Source organism: Vibrio sp. QJM3NY_26 (assembly GCF_057786005.1).
Map to the genome: position 1 here is coordinate 2,359,384 of NZ_CM173515.1, position 15,532 is coordinate 2,374,915.

The following is a 15,532-nucleotide window of genomic DNA, read 5'->3' on the forward strand; positions in this document are numbered from 1 at the left end:
TGTACTTTCCTACCTTTCCTGTTCAGAGCATTATGAATAGCAGGATAAGTTACGTTATCCTGAACTAAATGCTTACACGAATTGTAAATTAAAATGAGAAATTACCAACTAGTTTTAGCTTCTACATCTCCATTTAGGCAAGAGATCCTCAAAAAACTACAGTTAGACTTTGTCACAGCGAAGCCTGACTGCGATGAAACACCACTTCTAAAAGAGACACCTCAACAGTTAGTGATGCGTCTTGCCGAGACAAAAGCCAAGTCTTGTACCATCGAACAACCAAGCCTAGTGATTGGTTCCGATCAAGTGTGTGTGATTGATGGAGAAATCATTGGTAAACCACACACTCGTGAAAAAGCGATTGAGCAACTATCTCGCCAAAGCGGCAAAAGCATCACTTTCTATACTGGGATAACCGTATGGAACAGTGAAACCAATAAAGCCGACACTCGCTTAGATACTTTCATCGTGCATTTCCGTGATTTAACACAGCAGCAGATCATTTCTTATGTTGAGAAAGAACAGCCTTATTACTGCGCGGGCAGCTTTATGTGTGAAGGGTTAGGTATCGCGCTATTTAAACGGATGGAAGGTAAAGATCCGAATACCTTGATCGGTTTACCTCTGATCGATCTGGTTGATATGTTAGAAGCGCAAGGAATGAGCGTACTATAACGGATACCCTCTCTTTTATTAGAGATTCCCTACTCCTTCCTTCGTCAGTCTAGGGAAGGACGAAGATAGCTACACTATCCAATCAGCTCATGAGGATGACTTTAAAAAATCGTCATCCTCATGAGCGAGGAACGAGCGAGTTGGGGATCTTCTACAACATATGAAAACAAAAAAGGTTGACGATATTCGTCAACCTTTATCATTTGCGGATAACTGATACTAAATCCTAAAAGAGTTATCTATTTCGTATCTCGTATCTCGTATCTCGTATCTTCTTAAAGCTTACGTAGACCAGTGAGTGCTCTCTCTAGCCTTTTTTCCATTGGAGCCGAGATATCCATCTTCTCTTCGCTACCTGGGTGGGTAAACTTAATATTGGCGGCATGTAAGAACAAACGATTCAATCCTACTTTACCCGTGTAAGCATCAAAACGACGATCACCGTAACGGTCATCCCAAGCAATTGGGTGGCCAGTATACTGAGCGTGTACTCGAATTTGGTGCGTACGGCCGGTAATTGGGCTTGCCTGAACTAACGTCGCATCTTGGAATTTTTCCAAAACCTTAAAACGAGTTTCAGAAGCCTTACCATTCGGGTTAACGCGAACAATGCTGTTTACTTCATTTTTCAATAAAGGGGCATTAACCACTTTACAGCTGTTCTTCCATTCGCCCATCACTAAAGCGAAGTAGTATTTTTGAACCGTTTTTTCACGGAACTGTGCTTGAAGGTGTCTTAGCGCCGAGCGCTTCTTAGCAACAAGCAAAATGCCAGACGTATCTCTATCAATACGGTGCACTAATTCAAGAAAACGAGCATCAGGGCGAAGTGCACGCAATGCTTCAATCGCGCCAAACTTTAGCCCGCTACCACCATGAACCGCAGTTCCTGATGGTTTATTCAGAATCAGCATGTGATCATCTTCATAAATGATGCACTGTTCTAATTCAGAAACCTTATTGAGTTTCGTGCTTGGCACGTTCTCTTCTGTTTTCTCTTCAATAGTGACTGGCGGGATACGAACTAAATCACCTGCTTTTAGTTTGTATTCAGCCTTGATGCGTTTTTTGTTTACGCGGACTTCGCCTTTACGCACGATTCGGTAAATCATGCTTTTCGGGATGTTTTTTAATTGGTTGCGTAAGAAGTTATCAATACGCTGACCAGCCATATCTTCGTCAATGTCGACAAATTGGACTTGGGTTCTAATTTCGCTCATTGGGTCATTGTATCACTGTCACTTTTGATAATTGAGATTTTCTTAACCCTATTCTGAACTTATTTATCTATAATCCCTGCCGATCTATCCCTAAAAGGTCATTGAAGTTCTATATTTCTTTGATTCTTCGAACAAAAAAGCACCAAGCTTCCTGCAAATTAAAATATCAATTGATAAATTATTTATAGACAGTGAGTTAGAGCTATCAAAACCCAAACAAAAACTGTTTTTTTTACCGCATTACGACAAAGCAGATTGCTGTGTTTACCGACCACTGCTATAGTTCACAGCTGCTATCAATGGATTGACTAATATTTAAACAGCTAACCATTCATAAGCAAGTAAATGAGTAGATGACTCAGATTAGACAGTGCTGCAATCGGCGTAAGACACGGTCAACTGAGTTCCTTATCGCTCTACTCACGTACACTCATGTTGAGTATTCACCGCCACATCGCGGATCATAGGCTAACTCCCTATGATGACTGACGTGCCCCAGAGCATCCCTACTCCAGCCGGGAGGCTGCACCGATAAAGCCATGGGATCTGGCACCATGAGAAACGAATAAAGCGATAAGACCAATGATGAAAATAAGAAAAGACAATGAGAATTTCTAAATGAAAAGAATGTTAATTAACGCAACTCAAAAAGAAGAGTTGCGTGTCGCTTTGGTTGATGGCCAGCGACTGTTCGATCTAGATATCGAAAGTCCAGGTCACGAGTCAAAGAAAGCGAATATCTACAAAGGACGTATTACCCGTATTGAACCAAGCCTAGAAGCGGCATTTGTTGATTACGGCGCAGAACGTCACGGTTTCCTCCCTCTTAAAGAAATTGCCCGCGAATACTTCCCTGAAGGTTATACATACCAAGGCCGTCCTAGCATTAAAGAAGTGCTAAGAGAAGGACAAGAAGTAATCGTACAAGTTGAGAAAGAAGAACGTGGTAGCAAAGGCGCTGCACTGACAACTTTCATCTCTTTGGCTGGTAGTTACTTAGTTCTTATGCCTAATAACCCTCGTGCTGGCGGTATTTCTCGTCGTATCGAAGGTGATGAACGCACTCAACTGAAAGCAGCATTAAGCACTCTTGAGCTTCCTCAAGGCATGGGCTTAATCGTGCGTACAGCAGGTGTTGGCAAAAGTGCAGAAGAGCTAGAGTGGGACTTGAACGTTCTATTGAATCACTGGGGCGCTATTAAGCAAGCTTCTGATTCAAATGCAGCTCCTTTCCTTATTCACCAAGAAAGTAACGTTATCGTTCGTGCGATTCGTGACTATCTACGTCGTGATATTGGCGAGATTCTAATCGACAGCAATACTATTTTTGAACGTGCACAAGCGCACATTCAATTAATACGCCCAGATTTCATGAATCGCGTTAAGAAATACGATGGTGAAGTGCCACTATTTAGCCATTACCAGATTGAAAGCCAGATCGAATCAGCTTTCCAACGTGAAGTTCGTCTTCCGTCTGGTGGTTCTATCGTGATCGACCCAACAGAAGCTCTAACTTCTATCGATATCAACTCTGCTCGTGCAACAAAGGGCAGCGATATTGAAGAAACAGCGCTAAACACTAACCTAGAAGCAGCCGATGAAATTGCACGTCAATTACGTCTACGTGACCTAGGTGGTCTTGTTGTTATCGACTTCATCGATATGACTCCGGTTCGCCACCAACGCGAAGTTGAAAGCCGTCTACGTGATGCCGTTCGTTTAGATCGTGCACGTGTTCAGATTGGTCGTATTTCTCGCTTTGGTCTTCTAGAGATGTCTCGTCAACGTTTGAGCCCATCACTAGCAGAAGCAAGCCACCACATTTGTCCTCGTTGTACAGGTACTGGTGTTGTTCGTGATAACGAATCTCTAGCACTTTCTGTTCTACGTTTGATTGAAGAAGAAGCTCTGAAAGACAACACAGCACAAGTACTTGCTGTTGTGCCTGTTCCAATCGCCTCTTACCTTCTGAACGAAAAACGTCGCTCAGTAAACCACATCGAGAAGAACCAAGAAGTTAAGATCACTGTTGTTCCTAACTCTGACATGGAAACACCACACTTTGAGGTTATCCGTGTTCGTGAAGGTGAAGAGTTCGATCTACTCTCTTACTTGCTGCCTACCAAGCTAGAAGCTTTAAAAGAAGCAGAAAGCAAAGAACCAGTAGAACAGACTATTCGTCCTAAGAAGATCGAAGAGCCTGCTCTGAAAGGTTTCGCGGCTCCAGCTCAATCAGCACCTACTCCTGCTCCAGCACCTAAAGCTGTTGAAGAGAAGAAAGTTGAACCAGCTGCAACGCAAGAACCTAGCCTAATTGGTCGTTTCTTCAAAGCTATCGGTAGCTTCTTATTTGGCTCTTCAACTCAAGAAGAGAAGAAAGAAGAAGAGAAGCAAGAAGAAAAACCTAAGAACAATCGCAACAACGGTAACCGTCAACGCCGTGATCGTAACGACAACCGCCGTCGTAACCAACGTGGTGACCGTGGCGAACAACGTAACGAGCGTGGTGACCGTAGCGAACAACGTAATGAACGTGGTGACAATCGCAACGAAAACCGTGACAACAAACGCCGTCGTAAACCTGTACGTGATGAGAAACCTGAAGAGCAAAAAGAAGCAGCTCCACAGCAAACTCGTCAGCCTCGTAAGCCTAAGCAAGATCGTCGCAATAAGCCACGTGATGAGCAGAAGCAACAAGAAGAGCAAGTACCATCTAAATTAGCAGAAGAAGGTCTACAGCTAGCGGCAGAAGCTCAAGCTGATAAACCAGAAGCGCCAAAGGCGAAGCCTGAAGCAAAAGCTGTGAAAATTAAAGAGCGTCGTCAACGTCGTAAACTGAACAAACTAGTTCGAGTTAAAGACCAACAAGCTCAAGCAGAAGCTGACAACAATGCCGATAACGCTTCAAAAGAGCAAAAGGCACAAACAGCAAATCACGAACAAGCTGTAGCTCAAGAGCAAAAAGTTGCGGAACAAGTAGAAGCAACTCAAGTAAATGCTGAGCAAACAGAACAGGAAGAGCCGAAGCAACGTCGTAACCGTCGTTCTCCACGTCACCTACGTGCAAGTGGTCAACGTCGTCGTCGCGGTCGTGATCGTCGCCCTAACCCATTCCGCCTACGTAAAGGTGGTGTAGCTTCTCCTGAGATGGCTATGGGTAAAGTGATGCCTCGCTTCATTCCAAAACCTCACCACAATCAGACAAAACCTGAAGTGGCGGAAATGGACGTTGCTGTTGAAGCTCAAGTTGCTACTGAAACTCAAGTTGCTGTTCAAGCTCAAGAGCAAAATACAGCTCAAGAGAATGCACCTCAAAGCAACGTAGTGATGGCTGGCGGTTTTGCTTGTCCTGAATTAGCTATGGGTAAAGTAATCATCTCTCGTGAAGACGCAGTTGTTGCTGAAGAAACTCGCTCTGAAGCTCAGGTAACTGAAGCTCCTGTAGTCGTTGAAACTGAGAAAGTTGAAGCTCCAGTGATTGTAGAAGCGACGAAAGTCGAAGCGGCTGTTGCAGTAGAAGAGACAACACCAGTTGTTGAAGCTGAAGCACCTAAAGCTGAAAGTGCAAAAGTTGAAGAAGCGCCTGTTGTAAAAGCAGAAGCTCCTCAAGCTGCACCAAAAGCAACGGTTGCTAAGAAGCAAGCAGGCTCACCAATGACTAAAGCTCCTGGTCCACAAGAGATCAAAGAGATTGAAGTTGTTGCAGCTCCGTTCCGCGCTGAGCGTTTTGTACCGAAAGGTGCAGGTAGTCAGGCAGCGTCGAACCAAGCTGGCGCAGGTATGACTAAGCCAAACTACTAGCGATTACTGATAGATAATCACAAGTAAATAGAATCAAAGGCTGCTTATTAAAGCAGCCTTTTTCATATCTACTAATCGAATAAAAATTAACAGATATATTACTCAAAGTTAGGTTCAACCTTGAACTTAGTCACATTTTTGGGTAGCATTCGCGCACTTATCTTTTCGACACTTCGCTATTGCCGCTCTTTTCCATCACTGTTTGGCTACGCAATACACTCGTGTCGGTAAATCCATTTTTAGCATAGCTGAGCAAACATGTTCGAATTCCCACAATTTTCAAAGCACTCTGTAAAGAATGACGTGCTTTCAGGTCTTACAGTAGCCCTAGCTCTGGTACCTGAAGCCGTAGCATTCGCCTTTGTTGCTGGCGTTGACCCAATGGTTGGTCTTTACGCAGCATTCATCGTAGGTTTAATCACTTCCGTTTTCGGTGGTCGTCCAGGTATGATTTCTGGTGCAACTGGCGCAATGGCCGTTGTAATGGTGAGCCTAGTGGCAACCCATGGCGTTCAATACCTATTCGCAGCCGTTATGCTGGCTGGCCTTCTGCAAATTGCAGCGGGTGTATTCAAGTTAGGTAAATTTATCCGTATCGTTCCACACCCAGTAATGATTGGTTTCGTGAACGGTTTGGCAATTGTGATCTTCCTAGCTCAGCTTGGTCAATTTAAAGCGCCAGACGTAACGGGTGCATTAACTTGGTTACCAAGCGGCCAAATGACACTGATGTTAGGCCTAGTCGCACTCACTATGGGTATCATCCACTTCCTACCTAAGCTAACAACAGCAGTACCATCTTCATTGGTTGCTATTGTAACGGTAACGGCTTTGGTTGTAGGCCTTGATCTTGAAACTCGTACTGTTGTTGACTTCCTGCGTACTATGTCTGGTGACGAAGCCGCTACGCTAGCGGGCTCTCTACCAACGTTCTCTATTCCTGCAGTTCCGTTTTCTTTCGAGACACTTCAGATCATCCTGCCATACGCAATTATCCTTGCAGCTATCGGCCTGATCGAGTCTCTACTGACACTAACGGTACTAGACGAGATGACAAACACTCGTGGCCAATCTAACCGTGAATGTGTTGGTCAAGGTATGGCTAACGTAACGTGTTCTGTATTCGGAGCGATGGGTGGTTGTGCGATGATCGGTCAATCGATGATCAACGTAAACTCAGGCGGTCGTGGTCGTCTTTCAGGTATCGTAGCGGCAGTTGCACTACTGATGTTCATCCTGTTTGGTTCTGCACTGATTGAAATGATTCCTCTAGCAGCACTTGTGGGCGTAATGTTCATGGTTGTTATCGGTACGTTTGAATGGGCAACCTTCAAGCTTGCGCGTCGCGTTCCTAAGCAAGATTTCTTCGTTATCGTTCTGGTTACCGTGGTAACAGTACTAACGGACCTTGCGGTCGCTGTTGGTGTGGGTGTTGTTGCTTCGGCACTAATGTTCGCATGGCAACATGCTAAACACATCTACGCAGACAAATCAGTTAACGCTGAAGGCTCTAAAGAGTACAAAGTTAACGGCCCAATCTTCTTTGGTTCAACCGCTAACTTCCTTGAGTTGTTTGACGCATACAACGATCCACAAGATGTTATCGTTGATTTCGCCAACTCACGCGTAACAGACCACTCTGCAATTGAAGCGATCGACACGATTGCTGACCGTTACGCTGCACTAGGTAAAACACTTCACCTTCGCCACCTAAGCCAAGACTGTGTTGCTATGCTGCACAAAGCCGGTAGCTTAGTTGAAGCGAACGTTGCAGAAGACCCAATCTACAAAGTAATGTCTAAGTAAGCTTAGTCATGGCTTAAAGCTAGATTTAGAAAGGCCGACATTCGATGTCGGCCTTTTTTATATCGATGAACCTTGATACTTTATCGCCCAACCAAGAACACAGCCTCTACACTAAATTGAACGCAGTATCGCTTCGCTAGACTCTTCGATTAAATCCAACACCAACTCAAAGCCATTTCCCTCACCATAATAAGGATCCGGTATCTCTTGATATTGTGACTCTCCAAAGCTCAAGAATAGCGCAAGTTTGTATTGAAGGTGGGCTGGACACTGATTCGTTAAATCATCTAAATTCGCCTTATCTGCGGCTAGTATTAAATCAAACTCATCAAAATCATTCATCACTACCTTGCGAGACGTAATACCTTTAAAGCTGTAGCCACGCTTTTCACCGGCTGACTTAGAACGTGAATCTGGTGGATTACCTTGATGAAAGCCAATCGTCCCCGCAGAGTCGACCGTTACGTCAATATCCATCTGTTGGGCTTTCTTTCTAAGTACCGCTTCACCTGTTGGCGAACGACAAATATTCCCCATGCAAACAACGAGTATCTTTTTCATCCGTAATCACCTGTTCTTCCGATGGTTTTTGCTATCGTTAAGTTAAGCTATGATAGGTGCAATCACAACTTAAAAGGATTTGTTATGTCGACCGAAGACAACAAAGAACAACGCCATAAAGCAAGACAACAGAAAGTAAAAGAACAAGTTGATGCACGAGTGGCTGCAGCACAAGAAGTGAAAGGCTTATTGCTGGTTATTACTGGTAACGGTAAAGGAAAATCAACATCCGGTTTTGGTACCATTACACGTGCGGTTGGTCATGGTAAGAAATGTGCCGTTGCACAATTTGTCAAAGGTACTTGGGATAACGGCGAAAAGAACGTTCTTCAAAAACTGGATGTGGAATTCCAAGTTATGGGAACCGGCTTCACTTGGGAAACCCAAGACAAAACAAAAGATATTGAAGCCGCACAACGTATCTGGAAAGAATGTCAGCGTATGTTGGCTGATGAGTCCATTGACGTGATTCTGTTTGATGAGCTGACTTACATGGTGAGCTATGGCTATATCGAGCTGGATGAAGTGGTAGAAGCTCTGAATAACCGTCCGAAAATGCAATCTGTGATCATTACTGGCCGTGGCGCGCACCGTACTCTTACAGAGATGGCGGATACGGTATCTGAAGTTCGTAACGTGAAACACGCTTTCGAATCGGGTGTGAAAGCGCTTCAAGGCGTTGACTGGTAATCGCATTCAACTAGAGATCCCCGACTCGGTCATTCTTCCCTCTAGAGGACGACGACCCTTCAGTGTTACTCCCCTTAATAAAGGACGAGCACCGATCGTCATTCCCTAGAACGAGGAACGAGTCTCATAGGGAGTCTCTTTGCTTACTAAGCCCGGATAATAATCAGCACCCAAACAAAAGCGCCACTCCTACAACAGGAATGGCGCTTCTTTTATATGCGAGTTAGGTAAAGATTAGTTAAAGAAACCTTTCAACAAACCGTCAACCGCTTCTTTGGTCTTCTCGTCTTTGATCTTATCCGTTAGCTTATTCACACCACGGTCGATCTCTTTTTGTGCTTTTTGCTTCAACACATCATCAAAAACAAGCGCAAATTTCGGGTCAGCCCATTGGCCTGTCACCTTAATTGGGATGGTCACATCTTTCAGGTCATCAATGTTCTTACCACCCTGACCTTCAAGCGAACCAACAATCGATGTACGTACAAGGAAGTCGACCGTTTCATTAATGAAGTTTGCTTTACCTTGACCTGTCACACGTAGCAGTGGCGACTGTGCTGATAAGTCGTTCGTTGAAACCCAACCTTTGTCGACCTTCAGTGTCGCTTTCATTGCACTGAAGTCCGTTTTTTGAGCTTCATTTGTGCTTTCAACTTTTTCGCCTTTGATCTTAGCGTAGTTTTCTCGAATCAGTTGAGCAACATTGATGCCATTCACCGCACCATCTTCAAAGTTAATCACGATAGTACCGACTAGGTTCTTCTTGATTCCTGTTGGCGTCAGGCTCTTACCTTTAACGTTAACATCGATATTACCCGTGCCTTCCAGCATGTCGTTATTCGCTACATCAACCAGTAACGGTTGAACCTTCACACCTCTAATTTTCTTCTTAGCAGTGTAAGTCGCTGGTGTTTTACGAGCGTCTAGCTTAGCGGTCGCAGAAATAGAACCTTGGTAAAGATTCGATGTGAATGAGGTTAGCTCTGCGATACCACGGTTAACCGAAAATGCCGTTTTAACATTCTGCATCTTCGCGTTATTCGCCTTGAACTTATCAATAGTGATGTCACCTTTCACGTCTAACGTTTTCAGAGCCGACAGATCAGGTTCCACTTCTTTAGCAGGAGCTGAACTACCAGAGTTTGACGTTGAGCCACCAGCAGAACCAGAAGGAGCTGTGCTCGCTGTTTCTGTTGTATTGCCTAAGCCTAAGAACTCGTCCAAATCGATATTCGGGCTATGAAGTGAGAAACGAACCTTTGGTATTTCAGATAGGGTTACGTCTGCTTTACCGTCTAAAGCAATAGCGTTAGCTTGTAGCTTCTCTAACACAAAGCTCAGGTGGCTCTTATTAAGATCGAAGCTTAAATCAGACAGCATATCCACTTTCATTGGAGACTGAGGAAGCGTGTCGCCTTTGAATGTTGAGTCTAACGTTAATTTGTTCAATGTTACTTTTGAAATCGCGCTATCAACCGTAAGTTCACCGCCACCTTTAAGATCAAGGTCAAGGCCAGCCGCATTGCCGATTACAGCGTAAGTCAGTTGGTTTACCTTATCGAACTCAAACGTATTCAAACCAATCTTTGCTGACTCAATCGACGTTGCTGGATCATTGAACTTAGCGTTTAGGTCAATATTACGCAGTGCGTAACTTGCGAAGCCTTCCGCTAATTTGAATTCTGCACTGCCGTTTGCAGAGAACTTCTGTTGGTTGTTTTCACCAGAAGCCGCAAACGTCGCGGTTGTCCATGTATCAACGGCAAACTCAGAAAGATTCAAAGACACATCGTATAACTTGGTGAAGGAACCCGCTTGCTTGTCATCCATTTCAAACAGTGCGTTTGAGACAGTGACGCCTGCAAGGTTTATCGTCCAACCTGATGCTTCTGCAGTGCTTTGATCTTCAGGAGCAGGTGTTGATTCAGAACTTGCGTCGGCTACAGGCTCAGACTCTTGAGGAGCTGATGCTTGCGTTAGTGCATCAATGTTCTTGCGACCATCTTTAAGCGTTTCTAAATAGAATTCTGCACCGTCTAGAGTGATGTTGCCAATCTCTAGTTGGTTGCTAAATAGCGGGGTAACCGAAACATCAACACCAACGGTATCAACCTTAAACAGGTTTGGTTGAGTGAATCCTTCAGGGTTACGTAATTCAGTTTGACCAAGTTCGAAGCCAATAGATGGGAAGAATTGCCAGCTGATATCGCCCTCGATCACGAGCTCTAGGCCTGTGTGTTTTTGGGCTTGTTCGACAATTAATGGCTTAAATTGGTTAGGGTTCACTAACAGCACTAGTGCCAGAATTGCTGCAACGACAACAAACACTGGTACAGCTATGAAAATGAGTAGTTTCTTCATCCGCATATTCCTTGCTTAGATTCCAAAAGAAAGTGGCACTATAAAAGTGCCACTGATTCGGTAAAAAATAAAGCTAAGTGAGTCACTTAGGCAAAATTTTATTCGATTAAGACTTCAACAACTTCGCAATGTGCGCTTTTAGCACGTCAATCGCAATACGGTTTTTACCACCACGAGGAACGATGATGTCTGCATGTTGTTTTGAAGGCTCGATAAACTGCATGAACATTGGACGTACTGTTTCTTGATATTGCTTAAGTACCGTGTCCATTGTACGACCACGCTCTTCTACATCACGCTTAACACGGCGTAGTAGACAGATGTCTAACGGTGTATCCATAAACACGCTTGCGTGCATTAGTTTACGAAGACGCGGGTCTGTTAGAAGCAGAATACCTTCTAAAATGATCACTTTCTTAGGTGTAAGTGTAGTCGTTTCAGAAGTACGTGTGTGTTCTGTGTAGCTGTATTCAGGAACTTCTACCGCATTGCCACTCATTAGCTGCTGTAGGTGTTCACATAATAGATCATGATCCAGTGCATTTGGGTGATCGTAGTTAGTTTTAACACGCTCTTCCATACTCAAGTGGCTTTGGTCGCTGTAGTAGCAATCTTCCGTGATAACACCAATTTGATGGTCGCCTACTTTCTCGCGCAACTCATTATAAATTGTACTAGCAATCAGACTTTTTCCTGATGCTGAAGCGCCAGCGATACCTACGATGACACATTGATTATTATCAGACATTAATTTTGCACCCGATATGGTTTGGTGGTGGGAAGAGATAAACCGCCTGATTATAGGGGCTAAACAACATAGATTCTAGTAGCCATTCTAGCTAATTGCAGTCAAATTGATGTTATCTATACATTAAATGAATACAATCGTTTGCTTTAGAATAACTGGCGTACAACTATTTGCACAAACCCAACGGCTCTTTAGCCAAATACAAAAGGTATTTATCTCACCCAAACATTATTTATACGACCTTAAGACTTATCTACTCTAATCAACCATAGAAAAGTTGATCGCTTCCGGTCTCGCTTTTCCCGTCCAGAACATTTTCGCAGCCACATTTTCAGCCAATTCTAGGTAATGACGAGTGTGTTCGCTGTCCGGGCGGCGTATAACCGTTGGGCAACCCGCGTCGATGTCTTCTCGTACATCAATATGCAGTGGAATTTGCGCCAAAATATCGAGGAAGAACTCTTCCGACATGGCTTCTGCACCACCAGCACCGAAGATATGCTCTTTTTCGCCACAATGACTACAAATATGGTAGCTCATGTTTTCCACTAAGCCTGCAACTGGCACGCTCACTTTATCGAACATCGCCACACCTTTACGTGCATCGGCTAAAGCCAAATCTTGAGGTGTCGTCACCACTACCGCGCCCGTTACTGGGATCTGTTGCGACAACGTTAGCTGAATATCACCCGTGCCCGGTGGCATGTCGATAACAAGGTAATCTAAATCAGGCCATACGGTTTCGTTAACAAGCTGACCTAAAGCCTTCGCTGCCATTGGGCCACGCCAGATTGCAGCATCATCTTTCGACACAAGATAGCCAATAGAATGAGTGAAAATGCCATGCGCCTCGATTGGCATCATCCATTTGTTGTTCTGTACTTCTGGCTTGGCATCCAACTGACCGAGCATCATAGGCACAGATGGACCATAGATATCCGCATCCAACAAGCCCACTTTTGAACCTGATTTAGATAACGCAAGCGCAAGGTTTACTGAAGTTGTCGATTTACCCACCCCACCCTTTGCCGACGTCACGGCGATAATGTTCTTAACGCCTTTCAATGGTGTTGCGACTGTAGTTTCTAGCGCAGACGGCTTCACTTTTACTTCAAACTGAAAAGTGCTGACAAGCTGTTGTTCAATCTGGGAGTGGATCCACTGTTCCAGTTCAACCGCGAGCTGATTAGCTGCAAAAGGCAAGGTAATGACAAATGACCCACGAGGATCAACCGATACAATATTTTGGTGTAGCGCCCACTCTGGGATGAGGATTGGTGACTCGAACTCATTCAACCATGAACAGAAATCTTGCTTAGAAGTAAAGTTACGCATTGGGGCTCCTTTTTTTATTTATGCTATCACCCACGAGATGAAGACTGAACCCCTAAAAAACTAAGGGAATCCTTTGTCTGATACCTTGGCGTATCACACGTTATAAAGTAGTATTACCTCTCAAAATTTATACCTATCAAAAAAGCGAATTATTAAGTATGGCAACTGATCCAAGACAACTTTTGGTAACTTGTGCGCTTCCGTACGCTAACGGCTCTATTCACCTTGGCCATATGCTTGAGCATATCCAAGCTGATATCTGGGTTCGATACCAGCGTCTACGTGGCAACACTGTAAACTTCATCTGTGCTGACGATGCTCACGGCACGCCAATTATGCTTAAAGCTCAACAGATGGGTATCACGCCAGAAGAGATGATCGCTGCTGTTAGTGAAGAGCACCAAAAAGACTTCGCTGGCTTTGATATCAGCTTTGATAACTACCACAGCACACATAGCGAAGAAAACCGCGAACTGGCTTCTCACATCTATCTAGAACTTAAAAAGAACGGCTTCATTTCTAGCCGTACTATTTCTCAGCTTTTCGATCCTGAGAAAGAGATGTTCCTACCAGACCGCTTCGTAAAAGGTACTTGCCCTAAGTGTAAGTCAGAAGACCAGTATGGTGATAACTGTGATAACTGTGGTGAGACATACAGCCCAACTGAGCTAATTAACCCTAAATCAGCGGTTTCTGGCGCAACTCCAGTAATGAAAGATTCTGAGCACTTCTTCTTCGACCTACCTCAGTTCGAAAGCATGCTTAAAGAGTGGACTCGTTCTGGCTCTCTACAGAATGAAACTGCAAACAAAATGCAGGAATGGTTCGAGTCTGGTCTGCAACAGTGGGATATCTCACGTGATGCACCTTACTTCGGCTTCGAAATCCCAGGCGAGAAAAACAAATTCTTCTACGTATGGCTAGACGCTCCTGTTGGCTACATGGCTTCTTTCAAGAACCTATGTGACAAGCGTGACGATCTAAACTTTGACGAATACTGGAAGAAAGACAGCACAACTGAGCTTTACCACTTCATCGGTAAAGACATCGTTTACTTCCACAGCCTATTTTGGCCTGCAATGCTAGAAGGCGCTGGTTTCCGTAAGCCAAACAACGTATTCGTACACGGCTACGTAACGGTGAACGGTGCGAAGATGTCTAAGTCGAAAGGCACATTCATCAAAGCAAGCACGTACTTAAACCACCTAGACCCTGAATGTCTACGCTACTACTACGCAGCGAAACTAAACAGCCGTATTGATGACCTTGACCTTAACCTTGAAGACTTCACTCAACGTGTAAACGCTGACGTCGTAAACAAGATTGTTAACCTAGCGTCTCGTAACGCTGGCTTCATCACGAAACGTTTTGAAGGCAAACTTGCTGCTGAATTTGCAGAACCTGAGCTATACAACGAATTCGTTGCTGCTGCTGAGCGTATCGGTCAGCTATACGAAACTCGTGAGTTCAGCCGCGCTATCCGTGAAATTACTGCACTAGCAGATAAAGCTAACCAGTACATTGACGAAAAAGCACCTTGGGTTCTTGCGAAAGAAGAAGGCAAAGAGAAAGAGCTTCAAGAAGTTTCTTCTGTCGGTATTAACCTATTCCGCGTGCTAATGGCTTACCTGAAACCCGTTATGCCAGAGCTTGCGGCGCGCACTGAGGCTTTCCTAAACGAAGAGCTAACTTGGGAAGCTATTGCTACACCGCTAACTAATCACGAAATCACTAAGTTCAAAGCGCTGTTTAGCCGTATTGATCCGAAGAAAGTGGAAGCAATGATCGAGTCTTCTAAAGAAGATGCAGCCGCAGAAGCAGCTGCGAAAGAAAAAGCAGAAGCTGAAAAAGAGCAAGCAAGCCAAACTGAGCTAGACAAAGAGCCAATCGCAGACGAAATTGAGTTCGATGCCTTTGCAGCAGTCGATATGCGTATTGCTCGTATTATCTCATGTGAAGAAGTACCAAAAGCGAACAAACTACTGAAGTTCCAACTGGACATCGGTGGTGAAACTCGCCAAGTATTCTCTGGCATCAAGTCAGCATACAAACCTGAAGAGCTAGAAGGCAAGCTAACCGTAATGGTTGCAAACCTAAAACCTCGTAAGATGAAGTTTGGTATGTCTGAAGGCATGATCCTAGCCGCGGGCCCTGGTGGCAGCGACCTGTGGATCCTTGAGCCACACGAAGGTGCTCAACCTGGTATGCGTGTAATGTAATTCTGGCTTCAGTCAGATAATAAGCACTCATAACGAAATCCCTAATGCACTTTTAACTTGAATGAGTTAATAAGCATTGGGGATTTTTTATATCTACCGAAAATAAGCGTTCTCTG

The 15,532-nt window shown here is 44.4% G+C and carries 10 protein-coding genes; 5 read left to right on the forward strand and 5 right to left on the reverse strand.

Going from position 1 to position 15,532, the window contains the following annotated elements:
• Window positions 1–93 precede the first annotated feature (93 nt).
• Complete coding sequence (locus tag AC3CH4_RS10335) at window positions 94–675, forward strand: Maf family protein (RefSeq protein WP_488542923.1); 582 nt, start codon at window positions 94–96, stop codon at window positions 673–675.
• Between the two features lie 275 nt (window positions 676–950).
• Here AC3CH4_RS10335 and rluC read toward each other — a convergent pair whose 3' ends face one another.
• On the reverse strand, window positions 951–1,895 hold the full coding sequence (gene rluC / locus AC3CH4_RS10340; RefSeq protein ID WP_017078123.1) for a 23S rRNA pseudouridine(955/2504/2580) synthase RluC: 945 nt from the start codon (window positions 1,893–1,895) through the stop codon (window positions 951–953).
• 618 nt (window positions 1,896–2,513) lie between these two features.
• Between rluC and rne the strand changes: the two genes are divergently transcribed.
• Together rne and AC3CH4_RS10350 are read left to right on the forward strand one after the other, a co-directional pair.
• Complete coding sequence (gene rne / locus AC3CH4_RS10345) at window positions 2,514–5,696, forward strand: ribonuclease E (RefSeq protein ID WP_479274015.1); 3,183 nt, start codon at window positions 2,514–2,516, stop codon at window positions 5,694–5,696.
• Between the two features lie 258 nt (window positions 5,697–5,954).
• A complete protein-coding gene (locus AC3CH4_RS10350; protein ID WP_004733998.1) occupies window positions 5,955–7,502 on the forward strand; it encodes a SulP family inorganic anion transporter in 1,548 nt (515 codons plus the stop codon).
• A gap of 111 nt (window positions 7,503–7,613) precedes the next feature.
• Here AC3CH4_RS10350 and AC3CH4_RS10355 read toward each other — a convergent pair whose 3' ends face one another.
• Window positions 7,614–8,063, reverse strand: coding sequence for a low molecular weight protein-tyrosine-phosphatase (locus AC3CH4_RS10355; protein ID WP_065204933.1), 450 nt, complete (start codon window positions 8,061–8,063; stop codon window positions 7,614–7,616).
• An 84-nt stretch (window positions 8,064–8,147) separates the two neighbouring features.
• Between AC3CH4_RS10355 and cobO the strand changes: the two genes are divergently transcribed.
• Window positions 8,148–8,753 carry a cob(I)yrinic acid a,c-diamide adenosyltransferase gene (gene cobO / locus AC3CH4_RS10360; protein ID WP_029224603.1) on the forward strand — a complete coding sequence of 202 codons (606 nt, stop codon included), beginning with the start codon at window positions 8,148–8,150 and terminating at the stop codon, window positions 8,751–8,753.
• A gap of 234 nt (window positions 8,754–8,987) precedes the next feature.
• Here cobO and AC3CH4_RS10365 read toward each other — a convergent pair whose 3' ends face one another.
• The 3 genes from AC3CH4_RS10365 to apbC form a co-directional block, all read right to left on the reverse strand.
• Complete coding sequence (locus AC3CH4_RS10365) at window positions 8,988–11,114, reverse strand: AsmA family protein (RefSeq protein ID WP_488542924.1); 2,127 nt, start codon at window positions 11,112–11,114, stop codon at window positions 8,988–8,990.
• A 106-nt stretch (window positions 11,115–11,220) separates the two neighbouring features.
• The gene (gene udk, locus AC3CH4_RS10370; protein ID WP_004734002.1) at window positions 11,221–11,862 is read right to left on the reverse strand and encodes a uridine kinase; all 642 of its coding nucleotides are present in this window, start codon (window positions 11,860–11,862) and stop codon (window positions 11,221–11,223) included.
• A 258-nt stretch (window positions 11,863–12,120) separates the two neighbouring features.
• Complete coding sequence (gene apbC, locus AC3CH4_RS10375) at window positions 12,121–13,197, reverse strand: iron-sulfur cluster carrier protein ApbC (RefSeq protein WP_065204935.1); 1,077 nt, start codon at window positions 13,195–13,197, stop codon at window positions 12,121–12,123.
• A 158-nt stretch (window positions 13,198–13,355) separates the two neighbouring features.
• On the opposite strand from apbC, the gene metG reads away from it, so the two are divergent.
• On the forward strand, window positions 13,356–15,416 hold the full coding sequence (gene metG / locus AC3CH4_RS10380) for a methionine--tRNA ligase (RefSeq protein WP_488542925.1): 2,061 nt from the start codon (window positions 13,356–13,358) through the stop codon (window positions 15,414–15,416).
• Window positions 15,417–15,532: the final 116 nt, after the last annotated feature.

What these genes read in the sequence shown, in the direction of transcription:
- AC3CH4_RS10335 (WP_488542923.1), top strand. Translation starts at nt 94, where the DNA reads ATGAGAAATTACCAACTAGTTTTAGCTTCTACATCTCCATTTAGGCAA.
- metG (WP_488542925.1), top strand. Translation starts at nt 13,356, where the DNA reads ATGGCAACTGATCCAAGACAACTTTTGGTAACTTGTGCGCTTCCGTAC.
- cobO (WP_029224603.1), top strand. Translation starts at nt 8,148, where the DNA reads ATGTCGACCGAAGACAACAAAGAACAACGCCATAAAGCAAGACAACAG.
- AC3CH4_RS10355 (WP_065204933.1), bottom strand. Translation starts at nt 8,063, where the DNA reads ATGAAAAAGATACTCGTTGTTTGCATGGGGAATATTTGTCGTTCGCCA.
- AC3CH4_RS10350 (WP_004733998.1), top strand. Translation starts at nt 5,955, where the DNA reads ATGTTCGAATTCCCACAATTTTCAAAGCACTCTGTAAAGAATGACGTG.
- udk (WP_004734002.1), bottom strand. Translation starts at nt 11,862, where the DNA reads ATGTCTGATAATAATCAATGTGTCATCGTAGGTATCGCTGGCGCTTCA.
- rne (WP_479274015.1), top strand. Translation starts at nt 2,514, where the DNA reads ATGAAAAGAATGTTAATTAACGCAACTCAAAAAGAAGAGTTGCGTGTC.
- AC3CH4_RS10365 (WP_488542924.1), bottom strand. Translation starts at nt 11,114, where the DNA reads ATGAAGAAACTACTCATTTTCATAGCTGTACCAGTGTTTGTTGTCGTT.
- apbC (WP_065204935.1), bottom strand. Translation starts at nt 13,197, where the DNA reads ATGCGTAACTTTACTTCTAAGCAAGATTTCTGTTCATGGTTGAATGAG.
- rluC (WP_017078123.1), bottom strand. Translation starts at nt 1,895, where the DNA reads ATGAGCGAAATTAGAACCCAAGTCCAATTTGTCGACATTGACGAAGAT.